Genomic DNA, 17,362 nt, shown 5'->3' with positions numbered 1-17,362 from the left:
CTTTGTTCGAGACGGTCCTGCTCTTATGGTCCGGCCAGATTGTGCCCGCGCCGGGGAGATCCCCGCGCCGGCCCGAGGCCGCAAGGCCCGAAACGCGACCTGCCAGGGGGAGAGACCCGCGATGAAAGACATCATTCAAGAGCTGCAAGACCGCCGCGAAACGGCCCGTCTGGGCGGTGGCCAGAAACGGATCGACGCCCAGCACGCCAAGGGCAAGCTGACCGCGCGCGAACGGATCGAGGTTCTGCTGGATCACGACAGCTTTGAGGAATTCGACACCTTCGTCGCGCATCGCTGCACCGATTTCGGCATGGAAGAACAGCGCCCCTATGGCGACGGCGTCGTCACCGGCTGGGGCACGATCAACGGCCGCATGGTCTATGTCTTTTCCCAGGACTTCACCGTCTTCGGCGGTTCGCTGTCCGAAACCCACGCCCAGAAGATCTGCAAGATCATGGACATGGCCGTGCAGAACGGCGCACCTGTCATCGGCATCAACGATTCCGGCGGGGCCCGCATCCAGGAGGGTGTCGCGTCCCTCGCCGGGTATGCGGAAGTTTTCCAGCGCAACATCATGGCTTCGGGCGTGGTGCCGCAGATCTCCGTCATCATGGGGCCCTGTGCCGGTGGTGCCGTCTATTCGCCGGCGATGACCGACTTCATCTTCATGGTGAAGGACAGCTCCTACATGTTCGTGACCGGCCCCGACGTGGTGAAGACCGTGACGAACGAGGTCGTGACCGCCGAGGAACTGGGCGGCGCATCGACCCACACCAAGAAATCCTCGGTCGCCGACGGCGCGTTCGAGAACGACGTGGAGGCGCTGTCCGAAGTGCGCCGCCTGGTCGACTTCCTGCCGCTGAACAACCGCGAGAAGGCGCCGGTACGTCCCTTCTTCGACGAATCCGACCGGATCGAAACCAGCCTCGACACGCTGGTGCCGGAAAACGCCAACTCGCCCTACGACATGAAGGAACTGATCGTGAAGGTCGCGGACGAGGGTGATTTCTACGAAATCCAGGAGGATTTCGCGAAGAACATCATCACCGGCTTCATCCGGCTGGAAGGCCAGACCGTGGGCGTCGTCGCGAACCAGCCGATGGTCCTGGCGGGCTGCCTCGACATCGACAGCTCGCGCAAGGCGGCGCGCTTCGTGCGGTTCTGCGATGCTTTCGAAATTCCGATCCTGACCTTCGTCGATGTGCCCGGCTTCCTGCCCGGCACGACGCAGGAATATGGCGGCGTCATCAAGCACGGCGCGAAGCTGCTGTTCGCCTATGGCGAGGCGACGGTGCCCAAGGTCACGGTCATCACCCGCAAGGCCTATGGCGGTGCCTATGACGTGATGGCGTCGAAGCATCTGCGCGGCGATTTCAACTATGCCTGGCCGACCGCAGAGATCGCGGTGATGGGCGCCAAGGGCGCGGTCGAGATCCTGTATCGCTCCGAACTGGGCGATGCCGAAAAGATCGCCGAGCGCACCCAGAATTACGAAGACCGTTTCGCCAACCCGTTCGTGGCGGCCGAAAAGGGCTTCATCGACGAGGTGATCCAGCCCCGGTCGACCCGCAAGCGCGTGTCCCGTGCCTTTGCCAGCCTGCGCAACAAGAAGCTGCAGAACCCCTGGAAAAAGCACGACAACATTCCGCTGTAACGGGACCGGATGGCGCGCCAGGGGTGGCATATCCTGCGTGACGCGGAGGCGGTCACGCTGGCCCGGCACCTGCCGGTGCGGTTCGATCTGCGGGTGGACGATGTCCTGACCGCGGACCGGCCCGTGTCGCGCAGCGCGGTGGCCCACCAGGTGCGCCAGGACATGTGGCGCGCGCTGCGCCATGTGCGGGGCCTGTCGCCGGTGGTGCTAGTGGCCCGGAGCGGGGATGACCTGCGGATCGCGGCCGGTGGACGGCTGGACCGGACCGGCGCAGCCGGTGGGGCCGAGGCCCGGATCGCCGCGGTTCTGGCCGATCCGGCCAATCGCCGGCGCTGGCTGGCCCATGCGGGGAGGCGCGCGCATGTCTGAGCGCGTCACGCCCGGCAGATGTGTTTTCGTCGCGGTGATGGGGGCCTTCCTGGCTGCCGCGACCACGGCCCGGGGTCAGGAGGGGATCCCGGCCGTGCCGTCAGGATTGGTGCTGACGCTTCAGGAGGTTCTGGAAGACCCGCAACCTGACGGTCAGCTCTGGCTGCGGCTGCGTTACGTGGCGCCGGACCTGGCGCCCGACAACTATGCCAGCGTGGAGGAGGATTTCGCAGTGCTGTGTTCCGAACAGGCCCTGACATATGCCGGCGAAAACGCGCTCATCGCGTCCCAGGCGGTGATCTCGATCGCCTCCGCAACGGTGGAATTCGGCTCAACCGCACCCGATGTGACCCAGTTTTTCGAGGCGTTCCGGCTCGAGAATGGGGCCTGTATTTGGGAGGCGTTCTGATGCGTCCACAACATGTTGAGAAGCGGTGTTCCGGTGGATTCCCGGTTGCGTCTTTCCAGCCACAGGGCAGGGTCGCGCGCAACGGAACATATGAAAACGTACACAATTGGGCTATTCTCCGTGAAGGCGTTTCCCAAGACGCGCCGACCACGTACCGGCAAAGCCTGGCCTCGGCCGGGCCGCGCACGGTTGGCAGAACAAACAGGAGCTACAGATGTCCAAGAGCATCAAATTCTCGCTGGCACTCGGTCTCGTCGCACTCGCGGCAGCCTGTGCCCAGCCCGAACCGGAATATGTCGAAGTCGCACCCGAGCCGATTTCGGTCGAACCGGTCTACACCGGCAAGTACAAGTAAGACGACCCGGGGCCTGGCCTTCGGGCCGGCCCCGTTTTCCCCGCCCGTCGCGTCGATCCTGTCGCGGACCGGGCCCGTGTCTCTGACCAAGGAGGTGCGGACATGCTGAAGCATCGTGGGTTCCCCGGACGCCTGTCCGGCACTGATTTCCAGTTCACAATCCGTCGCGCCAACCCCAAGGGGGTCACGCCGATCACCCGGCGCGAACGCTATCGCGACCGCAAGCCCGCCGACCGTCGCGCGGACGAAGGGTTCCTGCGCGCGCTCTGGGCGCATTTCGGGGATGAACCGTTCGAGCGGGGCAACCTGGATGCGGGCCGGCTCAGTTGGCTGTTCGGGCGGGAGGTCGTGGCGGCCGAGGATCCCTTTGATCCCGCCAGCTATGACGCGCTGCTGCAGGTGGACGAAAAGGTCGCCCGGCAGAGCTTTCCGCAGATCTTCGAAGACGATGCGTGGGATGATGCCGAAGACGACGAGGAGGACGAGTGGTGATCCGCTGTTCCGTCCGTCGTGCCGGTTTCCGGCTAAGTGCCTGCTCGCGCAGCAGATACGCGTTTGGATTGAGCGCGATTTTGCCGTGCGCCGTCGAAGTTGAGCAGGATTTGGCTCAGAAAAAGGGTCGTGGGAAAACCAACTTTGACCGCCGCGGAATCATTGACAACACTGACTGTGTTGCTCGCGTGTCCAAGACGGGCCCGGGGGCGACATGTCAATACCGTTACCCTTCCCTAACAGGGCGGTCTGATGTCCCCAAGATCAGACCGCCCGCCTTTTTTCCGCTTCAGGGCCAAGCCACTGTGACTCGGCAATTTTTGGCCGAGTCCGAAAAGTCGCTGGAACCTTTTCCGAAGCGGTCTGTTAATCTGGTGATACGCAGTCAACCAGGAGTAACGGAACAATGCGCAAAGCAAAGATTTGGGTCGCCGCGACGATCGCCTGTGCAGGCCTCGCAGCATGTGGTCAGACCGTGGGCGAACAGGCCCTGGTCGGTGGTGCAACCGGTATCGGTGCAGCCGCAGTCACCAATGGCAACGTCGGAACGGGCGCCCTCGTCGGTGCAGCGGCCAACGTCGCCTATTGCCAGACCAACCCCGGCGCCTGCCAGTAACATCATTTTTGCCCGTCGGGTTTCCCGGCGCGGCCAACTGAACCTTGAGCCCCCGCGCAGCCCTGCTGCCGCGGGGGTTTTGCGTGTCCAAACGCCCCGACGGGATGTCCGGGGCCAAGAAGGAAGAAGGGACTGACATGTTCGACAAAATCCTGATCGCCAACCGGGGCGAGATCGCCTGCCGCGTGATGAAGACCGCGCGGAAGATGGGGATCAAGACCGTGGCCATCTATTCGGATGCGGACAAGAACGCGCTCCACGTGGAAATGGCCGACGAGGCGGTGCATATCGGCCCGCCGCCCGCAAACCAGTCCTACATCGTCATCGACAAGGTGATGGATGCGATCAAGCGGACCGGGGCGCAGGCCGTGCATCCCGGCTATGGCTTCCTGTCCGAGAACCCGAAATTCGCCCAGGCGCTCGAGGCCACGGGCGTGGCCTTTGTCGGCCCGCCGGTCAAGGCGATCGAGGCCATGGGCGACAAGATCACCTCCAAGAAGATCGCGCAGGAGGCCGGCGTGTCGACCGTGCCCGGCTACATGGGGCTGATCGAGGATGCCGAGGAAGCCGTGAAGATCAGCGGAGAGATCGGCTACCCGGTGATGATCAAGGCCTCTGCCGGCGGTGGCGGCAAGGGGATGCGGATCGCCTGGAACGATGACGAGGCGCGCGAGGGCTTCCAGTCGTCCAAGAACGAGGCGGCGAATTCCTTTGGCGACGACCGGATCTTCATCGAGAAGTTCGTGACGCAACCGCGCCATATCGAAATCCAGGTGCTCTGCGACAGCCACGGCAACGGCATCTACCTGGGCGAGCGCGAATGCTCGATCCAGCGCCGCAACCAGAAGGTCGTCGAAGAGGCGCCGTCGCCCTTCCTGGACGAAGCGACCCGCAAGGCCATGGGCGAACAGGCCGTCGCGCTGGCCAAGGCCGTGGGCTATGCCTCTGCCGGGACGGTGGAATTCATCGTCGACGGTGACAAGAACTTCTACTTCCTGGAAATGAACACCCGCCTTCAGGTGGAACACCCGGTGACCGAGCTGATCACCGGCGTCGACCTGGTCGAACAGATGATCCTGGTGGCCTCGGGCGAAAAGCTGTCGATCACCCAGGACGACGTGCAGCTGAACGGCTGGGCGATCGAGAACCGTCTGTATGCCGAAGACCCGTATCGGAACTTCCTGCCGTCGATCGGCCGTCTGACCCGCTATCGTCCGCCTCAGGAAATCGCCGCCGGCCCGCTGCTGAAGACCGGCAAGTGGCAGGGGGATGCGCCCGAGGGCCTGACCGCCGTGCGCAACGATACCGGCGTCTACGAGGGCGGCGAGATCTCCATGTATTACGACCCGATGATCGCCAAGCTCTGCACCTGGGCCCCGTCCCGTGCCGAGGCGATCGAGGCGATGCGCGTGGCGCTGGATACGTTCGAGGTCGAGGGGATCGGCCACAACCTGCCCTTCGTCGCCGCCGTGATGGACCACCCGAAATTCGTCTCTGGCGACATGACCACTGCCTTCATCGCCGAGGAATATCCCGAAGGCTTCGAAGGGGTGGAACTGCAGACGCCGGCCCTGCGCCGCATCGCCGCCGCCTGTGCCGCGATGAACCGCGTGGCCGAGATCCGGCGCACCCGCGTGTCCGGCCGGATGGACAACCATGAACGCCGTGTGGGCACGGACTGGGTCGTGACCCTTCAGGGCCAGCGTTTCGACGTGACGATCGACGCGGACCATGACGGTGCGACCGTGACCTTCGCCGATGACGGCGCGGTGCGGGTCGAAGGCGACTGGACGCCGGGCAAACCGCTGGCCTCGATGACCGTGGATGGTGATCCGCTGGTGCTGAAGGTCGGCAAGATCACCAACGGGTTCCGCATCCGGTCGCGTGGGGCGGACCTGAAGGTGCATGTGCGGTCGCCGCGTCATGCCGAACTGGCCGACCTGATGCCCGAGAAGGAAGCGCCCGACACCTCCAAGATGCTGCTCTGCCCGATGCCGGGCCTCGTCGTCAAAGTCGACGTGGAAGAGGGGCAGGAGGTCCAGGAAGGCCAGGCGCTCTGCACGATCGAGGCGATGAAGATGGAAAACATCCTGCGCGCCGAGAAGAAGGCCGTGGTGACCAAGATCAACGCGGGTCCGGGCGACAGCCTGGCCGTCGACGAAGTCATCATGGAGTTCGAATAAGCCGATGCCGCACCCGGCCCGATCCCCTGCGCGGCCCCAGCCACGCTCGTTTTGCCCCGCTCCGGCGGGTTGCAGGCGGCGTGACAGGGTTTCGCAAGGTTTCGGGTGTAGACGGGTCTCTCTGCCAAGGGAGGTCCGTCTCATGCGGCATCGACACCGCTCCATCCTCAACAAGACCGGCGCCGCGGCCCTTGCGGCGCTGACGCTCTCTGCCTGCTCCGACCGGGAGGATGAGGTACGCAACCACGTTGCCCGGCTGCTGCACCCGGGCAAGACGCTCTATTTCGAACAGCAACTCGGCTGCATGGTGGGCGTCTACGCCGCCCATATCGGAGAGGTGAAATCCGCCGTCCCCATCGTCGGCAGCGTGGAAGAGGCGTTTTCGCGGATCGGGCGTGGCCAGGCCGTGGCCTTCGACAATCCCGATTTCTCGCCCAACATGATTTCCGAGGAAATCGCCTCCAAGAACCTGCCCGCTGGCGTTGCCGTTCTGGCTGCCGGGGCCGGGGCGCGGTCCTGCATGACCGCACCGGTGCAGCAGGGCTATTACAATTCGCTGATGCGGCCCGAGGCGGTTCTGATCCTCGACCTGGAAGACGATGCGCTGATCCTGCTCGATCGGGTGACGCGGCTGATCTACTACGTCCGGGGGGACCTGTGATGGCGCCCCGCGCGGATCAACGGCTGGCCTATTCCGGCACCACGCCCTGCGAACGTTCGCCCTGCGCGTCGCGGATTTCCTGCTGGCGCAGCGGCGTCTTGTCGATGGAATTCGACAATTCACGCACGTCCCAGGGGAAGGGTTTGCGCAGCTTGATCTGCCCGTCCTTGCCGACCAGCACCAGCATGAAACCGCGGGGCCGGAACGTCCGTCGCAGCCCGCTGTCGCCGTCCGGTTCGGTGTCGGTGAACACCACGACGTCGCGGTCCAGCAGGGGCAGGGGCCGTTCGCGCAGCGCCGTCATCTGGCGCCGGAACGACGGGTCGTTGGGGCTGTCGGCAAAGACGACCAGCACCCGTTTCTCCCATTTCAGACCGTCCAGCGTATCGGGCCGTTCTTCCGGGAAAATGCCGTCCGTTGCTTCGGCCCCGCTTCCGGTTTCATCGCCGGGGGCGGCTGTCGCCTCCTGCGCGGCAAGCGGTGTGGCGGCCAGAATTGCAAGCAGGGCCAAGGCCTTGGTCAAGGGCGATCGGGTCAGGGGGGCTGTCATCTGTGTCGTCTCTCCTGTCCTTACCGATATAGGCGGTCGGCAGGGTTTCGCCATGGGCGGGGCGCCCGTTTTCGCGTCCGGTGTCGGGACTGTGACCGGAGTTAAGACCTTTGTCACGGGTGGGAGGGGATAATGCATCGCATTCGTCCCATCCCCCTGCGCCGCCCCGTGCGGCCCACAAAGGCCCGGCCCATGGACATCACGCTGCATATCGGCGCGCATCGCACCGCCACGACCTCTTTCCAGCGCTACCTGCGGGAAAACGCCGAAACGCTGGCGCGGCACGGGGTCGGGTTCTGGGGGCCGCATCGCACGCGTGGCGGCCTGTTCGCCGGCCTGCTCCACGAGGACCGGGGCTCCGCGATCAGCCCGGAACGGCAATATGACCTGGCCTGCCAGCGTATCGCCTTGAACCTGGACCGGGTGCGCGCCACCGGGCTGCGCCACCTGATCGTCAGTGACGAGAACATGCTGGGCGCCCCGCGCCGCAACCTGCGCAAGCGGCGGCTCTACCCCGATGTTGGGGACCGGCTGTCCCGCTACCTTGGCGCCTTTGGCGGCCGGGTCACGCGCATCGCCCTGTCGGTCCGCGATCAGGAGGCCTATTGGCGCTCCTGCCTGGCCTTTGCGGTGCATCGCGGTATGGATCTGCCGGGCAATGACCTGTTGCAGGCGCTGGTGGACCAGCCGCGCCTCTGGCAGCACGTGATCCGCGACATCGCCCGCGTCGCGCCCGAGGCACGGCTGACCGTGATCCCGCACGAGGCCATGGCGGGCCTGCCCGAACGGCGGCTGTGGCACCTGACGGGCGGAGAACTGCACGGCCCGTCGGCGCATGCGCGGGTCTGGCTGAACCGCGCGCCCAACGTGGCAGAGTTGCGCAAGGCGCGCCGGGCCAAGGGCCAGCCCACCGGTCTGACCGCGCTCACCGAGGGGCCGGATGGCCATTGGCAACCCTTCGACCGGGTCCAGCAGGCCGCCCTGCGCGAGGACTACCAGGACGATCTCTATTGGCTGCGTGCAGGGGCAGAGGGGCTGGCGCAGCTAGCCGATGCGCCCTGGCGCGCAGCGGCGGGCCATATCGCCCGCACCACCACGGATCACATGACGCACCGGCCGCCCCTGGCCGGATCAGGGTAAACCGGACCGGCCCGAGCGGGGACACATCCGCCGGCTGGCCCTAGGAAGAGGAAGAACAGATGGCATCGAAGAAGGACGCATGGGCAGAGCTTGCCGCGAAGGAGCTGCGGGGCAAGCCGCTCTCCGATCTCGACTGGGAAACCCTTGAAGGGATCAAGGTCAAGCCGCTCTACACCGAAGAGGATACGGAAGGGCTTGAGCATATGGGCTCCATGCCCGGGTTCGGCCCGTTCACCCGCGGCCCCAAGGCGACGATGTATGCCGGCCGCCCCTGGACGATCCGCCAGTATGCGGGCTTCTCCACCGCCGAGGAATCCAACGCCTTCTACCGCCGCAACCTCGCCGCCGGTCAGCAGGGCGTCTCGGTCGCCTTCGACCTCGCCACGCACCGCGGCTATGACAGCGACCACCCCCGCGTGGTGGGCGATGTCGGCAAGGCGGGCGTCGCCATCGACAGCGTCGAGGACATGAAGATCCTCTTCGACGGCATCCCGCTGGACCAGGTTTCCGTCTCGATGACGATGAACGGCGCGGTGATCCCGATCCTCGCGAATTTCATCGTGACCGGCGAGGAACAGGGCCATGACAAATCCGTCCTGTCCGGCACGATCCAGAACGACATCCTCAAGGAATTCATGGTGCGGAACACCTATATCTATCCGCCCCAGCCCTCGATGCGGATCATCTCCGACATCATCGAATACACCTCGAACGAGATGCCGCGCTTCAACTCCATCTCGATCTCCGGCTACCACATGCAGGAAGCCGGCGCGAACCTGGTGCAGGAGCTTGCCTTCACCCTCGCCGATGGCCGCGAATACGTGAAGGCGGCGATCGAGGCCGGGATGGATGTCGACAAGTTCGCCGGCCGCCTGTCCTTCTTCTTTGCCATCGGCATGAACTTCTTCATGGAAGCGGCCAAGCTGCGCGCGGCCCGCACCCTGTGGCACCGCATCATGACCGAGTTCGGTGCGGAGCAGGAGAAATCCAAGATGCTGCGGACGCACTGCCAGACCTCGGGCGTGTCACTGCAGGAACAGGACCCCTACAACAACGTCATCCGCACCGCCTACGAGGCGCTGTCGGCGGTCCTGGGCGGCACCCAGTCGCTGCACACCAACGCCCTGGACGAAGCCATCGCCCTGCCCACCGATTTCTCGGCCCGCATCGCGCGGAACACGCAGCTGATCCTGCAGGAGGAAACCGGCATCACCAATGTGGTCGACCCGCTGGCCGGCTCCTACTACGTGGAAAGCCTGACCAACGAACTGATTGAGAAAGCCTGGGCCCTGATCGAAGAGGTCGAGGAAATGGGCGGCATGACCAAGGCCGTGGCCTCCGGCATGCCCAAGCTGCGGATCGAGGAATCGGCGGCCCGCCGTCAGGCCCTGATCGACCGTGGCGAGGACGTGATCGTCGGCGTCAACAAGTACCGCAAGGACAAGGAAGACCCGATCGACATCCTCGATGTCGACAACGTCAAGGTTCGCGACAGCCAGGTGAAGGCGCTGGAGCGCATCCGCGCAGAGCGTGACGAAGACGCCTGCACCAAGGCGCTCGACGAACTGACCCGCCGCGCCAAGGAAGGCGGCAACCTCCTGGAAGCCGCGGTCGAAGCCGCGCGTGCCCGGGCCACCGTAGGGGAAATCAGCATGGCAATGGAGAAGGAATTCGGCCGCCACCGGGCCGAGGTCAAGACGCTCGCCGGTGTCTACGGCGCCGCCTATGAAGGCGACGAGGGCTTTGCCGCGATCCAGAAGGATATCGAGGCCTTCGCCGAGGAAGAGGGCCGCCGCCCCCGCCTGCTCGTCGTCAAGATGGGCCAGGACGGCCATGACCGCGGCGCCAAGGTGATCGCCACCGCCTTTGCCGATATCGGTTTCGACGTGGATGTCGGCCCGCTCTTCCAGACCCCGGACGAGGCCGCGCAGGACGCGATCGACAACGACGTGCATGTCGTCGGCATCTCGTCCCAGGCCGCCGGTCACAAGACCCTCGCGCCGCAGCTGATCGAGGCGCTGAAGGAAAAGGATGCCGGCGATATCATCGTGATCTGCGGCGGCGTGATCCCGCAGCAGGATTACGACTTCCTGAAAAAGGCCGGCGTGAAGGCGATCTTCGGCCCCGGCACGAATATCCCCGCCGCCGCGCAGGACATCCTCAAGCTGATCCGCGAGGCCCGCGCCTAGGCGCCCCTCACGACAGCCAAGCCATCGAACAGGGGGCCTCGGCCCCCTGTTTCGCGTTCAGGGAACGGGCGCGCACCGCCTCCATCCCGTCCCGCGCCCCCCTTTCATCTGGCCGATAAATATCCCGGGGGTCCGGGGGCAGAGCCCCCGGCCGGTCCCGTCAGGGACCCCGCTGCATGTCTCGAAAAATCGGTGGCCACCAAGCGGGCAACCGCGGCAGGATCAAAGCGCCAGGCGGAAATACTGGGCTTCGAAATTATCATCCATGCCGGTCCCGCAGAACCCCATATCCATGTTTGACGTGCCCGAGATCGTGCCCTTGGCCAGGATCGACGCGCCCTGGATGCCATTGGCATTCGCGGCAAAGGCCACATCGCCCATGGCGATGATCTGGCCGCCATACATATGCATGTCTGCGGCCACGTCGACGCCACCATAGGTGATGATCTGCGCCCCGCCGCCTTCGGCACAGCCGTCATCGTCGCCGATGCGCAGCCCGGAGGCGGAATAGATGCTCTTGGTCGCCGTCGACCGGGTGAAGACGATCGAATCCACCAACGCCAGGTCGTTGCCGAACTTGATATCGCAATCGGTGATGATGACGATATTTCGCAGGGTGATCCCGCCATCGATATTGATCGTCTGCCCGCCACAGGTCAGCCTGTGGATCCGGCCCTGCTCGAAATCCGTGACCCCCAGCTTGGTGTCACTCAGCACGATGGGCACGCTGGCGGTGATGTAATCGGGCACGTGATCGCCATAGCCGAAATAGAGCGAATCATAGACCTCATCGAGCTTCAGCAGCATCCGCAGCCGGTAAAATCCGTTGCGCAGCGCCGCCTGCAGGCCCTCGTTCTTCTCGAAGCCCGAGCGCGGCATGTTGATATCGTTGCTGTCGGGCATGGAGACGACGGTGCCCGCCTCGAACGTGTTGTTCTGGTTCACGGACACGTAGGTGTTGGAATGCAGGCAGAACCCGTCGGCAAAGCCGTTGTTGGACTGGATGTCGACCACCCCCTGCGCGACGAACCCCTCGCGGAAGCAATGCGGCTGGAAGGTGACGAAGATCGCCTGGGCGGCCACGTCCCATTCCGGGCGGTCCAGCAGGCGGAACAGGAAGACGGCGACAGCATTGCCTTTGGCCTCGATCCGGCTGGGGCGCACGCGGACGGCCTCCATCGACCCGGAGGCGGGCGTGAAGGTCTTCGTGGCGTAGTCCCAGTTGCCGAATTCGACATCCTCGGCCTCCAGCACCGCACCGTATTCCGAAGCGGGCATGTCGTGCTGGGCCATTTCCACGGCCTTCAGCTTGGATTGCTCCTCGGTGTTGGTCTCGCGGAAATAGAGCGCGGCATGGGCGGCGGAATCGGCCGCCACCTGAAGCTGCGTGCGTGCCGACAGCAGGTAGGCAAAGTCGATCGCGAAGGCCGAGATCAGCAGACCCCCGGCCAGGACGTAAATCCCCAGAAGCGTCATGCTCCCCTCATCGCGCCTCCCGTAGCGGGTGAGCCAGCGAACCATCATCAGTACTCCATGAAATGTTGCGCCGAGATCGTCACCCAGACGTTCAGCAATTCCGTCACCACATGGGGCATGAAGACATCCGACACCTGGTAGGACACGTCCGAGGTCACGACCCCGTTCGCGATCGTGGTGGTCACCGATGCCGAGGGGGCGATGTCCTGAAGCTGTGCCGCGATGTAGCTTTCGACTTCCGCTTCGGTCTGCATGTAGCCGGTCGACAGGATGCGGTTGGCATTCTGGACGATGCGGTAGGCCTGGTTCTTCTCGAAGATGATCATCGACGCGTTGACGATCAGGACGAGGATCCAGACGAAGATCGGTATCCAGAGGACCGATTCGATGGTGGCGGTTCCGTCTTCCCCGGTACGGAACCTGTGCAGCAATTTCTTCATTCCCTTGCCTTTGCCTGCCGGGCCGCAGCGACCCGTTGAGTGAGACAAAGGACAGTTATCCCGCCAATCCGGGCAGAAACGTGACGGAAATGCGAAGACCCCGCGACCGTGGCCGCAAATCTTCACAATCTCTTAAAAGAGCAAATTCAACAGGCTAGACGTCCAGCCCTTCGACGAAGCGTGCGTTTTCCTGGATGTACTGGAACCGCATCTCGGGTTTCTTGCCCATAAGCCGTTCCACCAGGTCACCGGTCTCGCCCGGCGCATCCTCGTCCACCGTCACGCGGATCAGCTTGCGGGTCTTCGCGTCCATGGTGGTCTCTTTCAGGTCCTTGGCGTCCATCTCGCCCAGGCCCTTGAAGCGGCTCACCTCGATCTTGCCCTTGCCGCCCAGGCCCTTTTCCAGCCAGGCGTCGCGCTCGGCCTCGTCGGCGCAATAGACGCGGGTCGCGCCCTGCGTCAGGCGGTAAAGCGGCGGACAGGCCAGGTAGAGGTGCCCCTTGTCGATCAGCGGCCGCATCTGGGTGAAGAAGAAGGTCATCAGCAGCGACGCGATATGCGCGCCGTCGACATCCGCGTCGGTCATGATGATGATCTTGTCATAGCGCAGATCGTCGATGTTGAACTTGGTGCCGATGCCAACGCCCATGGCCTGGCACAGGTCGTTGATTTCCTGGTTGGTGCCGATCTTGTTGCTGGCCGCGCCCAGCACGTTCAGGATCTTGCCCTTCAGCGGCAACAGCGCCTGGGTCTTCCGGTCGCGCCCCATCTTGGCCGAGCCGCCGGCCGAATCGCCCTCGACGATGAACAGCTCGGTCCCGTCGCGGTTGGTCGCGGTACAATCGGTCAGCTTGCCGGGCAGGCGCAGCTTCTTGGTCGCCGTTTTCCGCTGGGTTTCCTTTTCCTGGCGGCGGCGCTGCCGCTCCTCGGCCCGCAGGATGAGGAAATCCAGGATCGCGCCGGCGGATTTCGTGTCTGCGGCCAGCCAGTTGTCGAAATGGTCGCGCACGGCGTTTTCCACCAGGCGCTGCGCCTCGACGGTGGCCAGCCGGTCCTTGGTCTGGCCGACGAATTCCGGCTCGCGGATAAAGCACGACACCAGCGCGCAGCCCCCGGCCATCAGGTCGTCACGGGTGATCTGCGCGGCCTTGCGGTTGTTGACCAGCTCGCCATAGGCCTTGATCCCCTTCAGGATCGCGGCCCAGAACCCCGCCACATGGGTGCCGCCCTCGGGCGTGGGCACGGTGTTACAATAGGATTGCACGAACCCGTCCCGCACCGGCGTCCAGTTGATCGCCCATTCCACGCGGCCCGGCACGCCGAAGCGGCCCTGGAAATCCACGCGGCCCGCAAAGGCCTCGTCGGAATAGGTCATCGCCCCGGTCAGTGATTCCTTCAGGTAATCGGCCAGGCCGCCGGGGAAGTGGAACACGGCCTCCTGCGGCGTCTCGCCATCTTCGACCGCGCTTTTCCAGCGGATCTCGACGCCCGAGAACAGGTAGGCCTTGGACCGGATCGACTTGAACAGCCGCGCCGGCTTGAACTTGTGCGACCCGAAGATCTCGGCGTCGGGATGAAAGGTCGTGGTGGTGCCGCGCCGGTTCGGGGCCGCGCCGATTTCCTCCAGCGGGCCCAGCGGCGTGCCACGGGAAAACCGCTGCTCCACCAGCTTGCGGTCGCGCGCCACCTGGACGACCAGCGAATCCGACAGCGCGTTCACGACCGATGCGCCGACACCGTGCAAACCGCCTGAAGTCTCATAGCTTTTGCCGGAAAACTTGCCGCCCGCATGCAGCGTGCACAGGATCACTTCCAGTGCCGACTTGCCGGGAAACTTGGGATGTGGATCGAAGGGCATGCCGCGGCCATTGTCGCGGATGGTGATCGAATTGTCCGCGTGCAGCTCCACCTCGATCCGGTTGGCATGACCCGCCACAGCCTCGTCCATGGAATTGTCCAGGACCTCGGCCACAAGGTGGTGCAGCGCCCGTTCATCGGTGCCGCCAATATACATGCCGGGCCGTTTTCGAACGGGCTCCAGCCCCTCCAGAACCTCGATGGAGGAGGCGTCATAGGTATCGGAAACTGTCTCGCTCAGCAGATCGTCGGCCATGGGAAGCTCTTTTCGTTGTTTGCCCCATTATGGCAGGCCCGCACCGGTCCCTACAAGCCATGGATGCAGGCCTGCGCCTCCACGAAGCTTCATCTTGCCAAAAATACTCCCGCCGGAGGCAATCCGAGGGATTTTGCAGCGCAAAATACCGAGTAGAGGAAATGCGCCGCTTGCGGCGCTCCTTTGGATTACGTCGATCTCAGTGTTGGCTTCAAAGGCGGTTGAGCGCCGCGTGAAGCGGGCCGAAGATGGGCCAGAGCCCTTCGAACTCCGCCATCACCGCGCCGGGCAGGTCCGTTTCGGGGGCGGGGATGTCACGAAAGACCGCCATGCCCTTGCGCCGCAGGAATGCGCCGCGCGGGTGATCCTGGCCGTAGGGGGAGGGAACGCGCTTCAGCGCCGGCTCCCGCATCTCCGCGCCGCTGGCCAGTTCGGCCTCGATCCCGGCGGCGATCTCGGCGCCCGCGTCGCCGCCCATCACCTCGCGCCAGCGGGTCAGCGCGGCGCCCTCCAGGCTCATGTATCCGGCCCCGACCCGGACGCGCGTCTTCTCGATGCCCAGGAACCAGCCCAGCGGGGCCAGCCCGTCATCGGGCGCGTACCAAAGCATGTGCAGGTAATCCTTGTAGGGCGGCTGGCCCTTGGCGAAACGCAGGTCGCGGTTGATCCGGAACAGCTTGGTGCGGGCCGGGCCGCCGGTCAGCGCCGCCAGCCGCGGGCGCAGCGTATCCAGCAGCAATTCCGCCGGGCGTTTCAGCCGGGTGGTATATTCGTCCTTGTGGTCCTGGTACCAGTCGCGGGTGTTGTTGTCGGCCAGGCGCCGGCAGAAATCCTGCGCATCGGGGATCAGCTGATCGAAGGCGTCGCTCATGTGTCGGGCTCCGGGTGGCGGTGGCGGGCGGGTTGGATCGGGTCGCAAGTTACCCCATCCTGATCCGCCTCGCCGGTTTCGCCAAGCCCGCGGATGCGGCGTCCTGACAGGCTCTTGCCATTGACCCTTCGGCCAATGTGGCTCTTGCCGCCGTCAGCGTGCTGCCGGGGCCGGATCAGGCGGCCAGCGCCGCCCGCGTCCGGCCGATCATCAGCGCCGCCTCTGCCGCCTCGCGCCCCTTCTGGACGAAATGCTCGGCATAGATGCGGGTGTGATGCTGGGTTTCCTGGAAATGATGCGGGGTCAGCGACACCGACAGGACCGGCACGCCACTGTCGAGGCCCGCACGCATCAGCCCGTCGACCACGGCCTGAGCCACGAAATCATGCCGGTAGATGCCGCCATCGACGACCAGCGCCGCCGCGGCCACCGCCGCATAGCGCCCCGACGCGGCCAGGTCGCGTGCCAGCAACGGCATCTCGAAGGCGCCGGGCACGTCGTAGACATCGACCTGGTCCGCCGGGATCAGCTCGCAGAACCCGTCCAATGCGCGGGTGACGATATCGGAATGCCAGTTGGCCTTGATGAAGGCATAGCGGGTGTGTGTCATGGTGATCTCCTTTCGCAACAGACACGTCACCCAAGGCGATCACGGGCCACGCCGCCCGATGGGGCCGCGTCGCTCGTTCTCTTCCATCCGGACTATGACCGTCGGCCCAGGCCTCTCACCTGGTCTGCTGACCCCCGGAGCCATCTTGGCCGGGCCGGGGCGCTCGCGGGCTTACGGGGCGTCGCCCGCATACCGCCGGTGGGGAATTCCGCCCCGCCCTGAGAACGCGCCGATCAGATCACCGCGACGCGGCACAGACAAGTGCAAAGATGCACAGACGACCTGCCTTAGCGCTGCAACCAGTCGCGGATATGGCCGGCGACGGCATCGGTTTCCTGGTGGATCACCCAGTGATCGGCGCCGGGGATCTCGATCCGGGTCAGGTCGGCGCAATAGGCCTCCAGACCCTCGGTCGCCTCGGGTAGCAGCGCGGTATCGCCCGGCCCCCAGATCAGCAGATGCGGCATCGGCACATGGAACTTGTCGACGGGCAGATCGGGTATATCGAGCACCTCCCCCGGGGCGGGGATCTTCACCCCCGAGGCGCGGTACCAGTTCACCATGCCGCGCAGCCGTCCGGGCCGCGACCATTCCGCGATGTAGCGCTCGCGAAGCTCCGGCGTCATCCAGCTGAAATCCATGTGTTCGGCGAAGAGCGCCAGAAGCTTGGCGTAATTGTCCGCCGCCAGCCGCTCCTCCGACCCGTCACGACGCAGATAGAGCATGTATTGCGACGCCTCCGCCTGCGGCCCGCCCGTGGCCAGCGCCTTCTGGAAGGGGCCGGGATGCACGCCGTTCAGGATGATCAGCCGCTCCACCAGGTCGGGTCGCATCGTCGCCAGCCCATAGGCCACTGCCGCGCCCCAATCGTGCCCGATGACGATCAGCGGGCCGCCCAGCGTTTCGATCAGCGCGGCCATGTCGCCGACCAGTTCAGTGATCCTGTAGGCCTCGACCTCTGCCGGGGCATCGCTCTGGCCAAAGCCGCGCTGGTCGGGGGCCACGCAATGGAACCGGTCCGACAGACGCTCTGCCAGCCCTTCCCAGGCGCCGCCGAACTCGGGGAAGCCATGCAGCATCAGCACAGTCGGGTGATCCGCCCCGCTGCCCCATTCCCTCAGGTGAAAGCGCCGCCCGCGCAGCGTTATATCGCGTTCATGCATCGTGAAATCCTCCCTGCGGCGGAGCCTACCGCGATCTTGACCCCGATCAAGGCGGATGCCGCGTCAGGCGG

At 65.0% G+C, this 17,362-nt stretch carries 17 protein-coding genes and 1 riboswitch; of the genes, 10 read left to right on the top strand and 7 right to left on the bottom strand.

Annotated features, from left to right (window positions below; translation table 11 throughout):
* Window positions 1–121 precede the first annotated feature (121 nt).
* The 8 genes from ATO9_RS05820 (at window position 122) to ATO9_RS05790 (ending at window position 6,739) form a co-directional block, all read left to right on the top strand.
* Window positions 122–1,654, top strand: coding sequence for an acyl-CoA carboxylase subunit beta (locus ATO9_RS05820; RefSeq protein ID WP_043746616.1), 1,533 nt, complete (start codon window positions 122–124; stop codon window positions 1,652–1,654).
* Between the two features lie 9 nt (window positions 1,655–1,663).
* Window positions 1,664–2,023 carry a hypothetical protein gene (locus ATO9_RS05815; protein WP_043746614.1) on the top strand — a complete coding sequence of 120 codons (360 nt, stop codon included), beginning with the start codon at window positions 1,664–1,666 and terminating at the stop codon, window positions 2,021–2,023.
* The gene (locus ATO9_RS05810; RefSeq protein WP_043746611.1) at window positions 2,016–2,432 is read left to right on the top strand and encodes a DUF6497 family protein; all 417 of its coding nucleotides are present in this window, start codon (window positions 2,016–2,018) and stop codon (window positions 2,430–2,432) included. Before ATO9_RS05815 ends, ATO9_RS05810 begins: the two co-directional genes overlap by 8 nt.
* A 214-nt stretch (window positions 2,433–2,646) precedes the next feature.
* On the top strand, window positions 2,647–2,787 hold the full coding sequence (locus ATO9_RS24545; RefSeq protein WP_202902111.1) for a hypothetical protein: 141 nt from the start codon (window positions 2,647–2,649) through the stop codon (window positions 2,785–2,787).
* A 102-nt stretch (window positions 2,788–2,889) separates the two neighbouring features.
* Entirely contained in the window at window positions 2,890–3,279 is a 390-nt protein-coding gene (locus ATO9_RS05805) for a hypothetical protein (protein ID WP_043746608.1), read from the top strand.
* A 406-nt stretch (window positions 3,280–3,685) separates the two neighbouring features.
* The gene (locus ATO9_RS05800; RefSeq protein ID WP_043746604.1) at window positions 3,686–3,895 is read left to right on the top strand and encodes a hypothetical protein; all 210 of its coding nucleotides are present in this window, start codon (window positions 3,686–3,688) and stop codon (window positions 3,893–3,895) included.
* 137 nt (window positions 3,896–4,032) lie between these two features.
* A complete protein-coding gene (locus ATO9_RS05795; RefSeq protein ID WP_043746601.1) occupies window positions 4,033–6,078 on the top strand; it encodes an acetyl-CoA carboxylase biotin carboxylase subunit in 2,046 nt (681 codons plus the stop codon).
* 142 nt (window positions 6,079–6,220) lie between these two features.
* Window positions 6,221–6,739: a hypothetical protein gene (locus ATO9_RS05790; RefSeq protein ID WP_043746598.1), complete on the top strand. Its 519-nt coding sequence runs from the start codon at window positions 6,221–6,223 to the stop codon at window positions 6,737–6,739.
* Between the two features lie 28 nt (window positions 6,740–6,767).
* Here ATO9_RS05790 and ATO9_RS05785 read toward each other — a convergent pair whose 3' ends face one another.
* A complete protein-coding gene (locus tag ATO9_RS05785) occupies window positions 6,768–7,289 on the bottom strand; it encodes a DUF4174 domain-containing protein (protein ID WP_081979463.1) in 522 nt (173 codons plus the stop codon).
* A 132-nt stretch (window positions 7,290–7,421) separates the two neighbouring features.
* On the opposite strand from ATO9_RS05785, the gene ATO9_RS05780 reads away from it, so the two are divergent.
* Together ATO9_RS05780 and scpA are read left to right on the top strand one after the other, a co-directional pair.
* Window positions 7,422–8,429: a hypothetical protein gene (locus ATO9_RS05780; RefSeq protein WP_156127801.1), complete on the top strand. Its 1,008-nt coding sequence runs from the start codon at window positions 7,422–7,424 to the stop codon at window positions 8,427–8,429.
* 59 nt (window positions 8,430–8,488) lie between these two features.
* Window positions 8,489–10,618 carry a methylmalonyl-CoA mutase gene (gene scpA / locus ATO9_RS05775; protein ID WP_043746595.1) on the top strand — a complete coding sequence of 710 codons (2,130 nt, stop codon included), beginning with the start codon at window positions 8,489–8,491 and terminating at the stop codon, window positions 10,616–10,618.
* A gap of 222 nt (window positions 10,619–10,840) precedes the next feature.
* On the opposite strand, the gene ATO9_RS05770 is transcribed toward scpA, so the two are convergent.
* From ATO9_RS05770 to ATO9_RS05745, 6 genes are all read right to left on the bottom strand, one after another.
* Entirely contained in the window at window positions 10,841–12,094 is a 1,254-nt protein-coding gene (locus ATO9_RS05770; protein WP_043747378.1) for a pilus assembly protein TadG-related protein, read from the bottom strand.
* 47 nt (window positions 12,095–12,141) lie between these two features.
* The gene (locus ATO9_RS05765; RefSeq protein ID WP_043746591.1) at window positions 12,142–12,534 is read right to left on the bottom strand and encodes a TadE/TadG family type IV pilus assembly protein; all 393 of its coding nucleotides are present in this window, start codon (window positions 12,532–12,534) and stop codon (window positions 12,142–12,144) included.
* A 154-nt stretch (window positions 12,535–12,688) separates the two neighbouring features.
* Window positions 12,689–14,647, bottom strand: a complete 1,959-nt coding sequence (parE, locus tag ATO9_RS05760) for a DNA topoisomerase IV subunit B (protein WP_043746588.1) — start codon at window positions 14,645–14,647, stop codon at window positions 12,689–12,691.
* Window positions 14,648–14,858: 211 nt separating this feature from the next.
* Complete coding sequence (locus tag ATO9_RS05755; protein ID WP_043746585.1) at window positions 14,859–15,518, bottom strand: TIGR02453 family protein; 660 nt, start codon at window positions 15,516–15,518, stop codon at window positions 14,859–14,861.
* A gap of 175 nt (window positions 15,519–15,693) precedes the next feature.
* Window positions 15,694–16,128 carry a 6,7-dimethyl-8-ribityllumazine synthase gene (locus ATO9_RS05750; RefSeq protein WP_043746582.1) on the bottom strand — a complete coding sequence of 145 codons (435 nt, stop codon included), beginning with the start codon at window positions 16,126–16,128 and terminating at the stop codon, window positions 15,694–15,696.
* Between the two features lie 71 nt (window positions 16,129–16,199).
* A riboswitch (FMN riboswitch) is annotated at window positions 16,200–16,358 on the bottom strand.
* A 57-nt stretch (window positions 16,359–16,415) separates the two neighbouring features.
* Window positions 16,416–17,291, bottom strand: coding sequence for an alpha/beta fold hydrolase (locus ATO9_RS05745; protein ID WP_043746579.1), 876 nt, complete (start codon window positions 17,289–17,291; stop codon window positions 16,416–16,418).
* Between the last annotated feature and the right edge of the window lie 71 nt (window positions 17,292–17,362).

This window comes from Pseudooceanicola atlanticus (assembly GCF_000768315.1).
Taxonomy (GTDB): Bacteria; Pseudomonadota; Alphaproteobacteria; order Rhodobacterales; family Rhodobacteraceae; genus Pseudooceanicola; species Pseudooceanicola atlanticus.
This window is presented reverse-complemented; position numbering and strand designations above follow the sequence as displayed.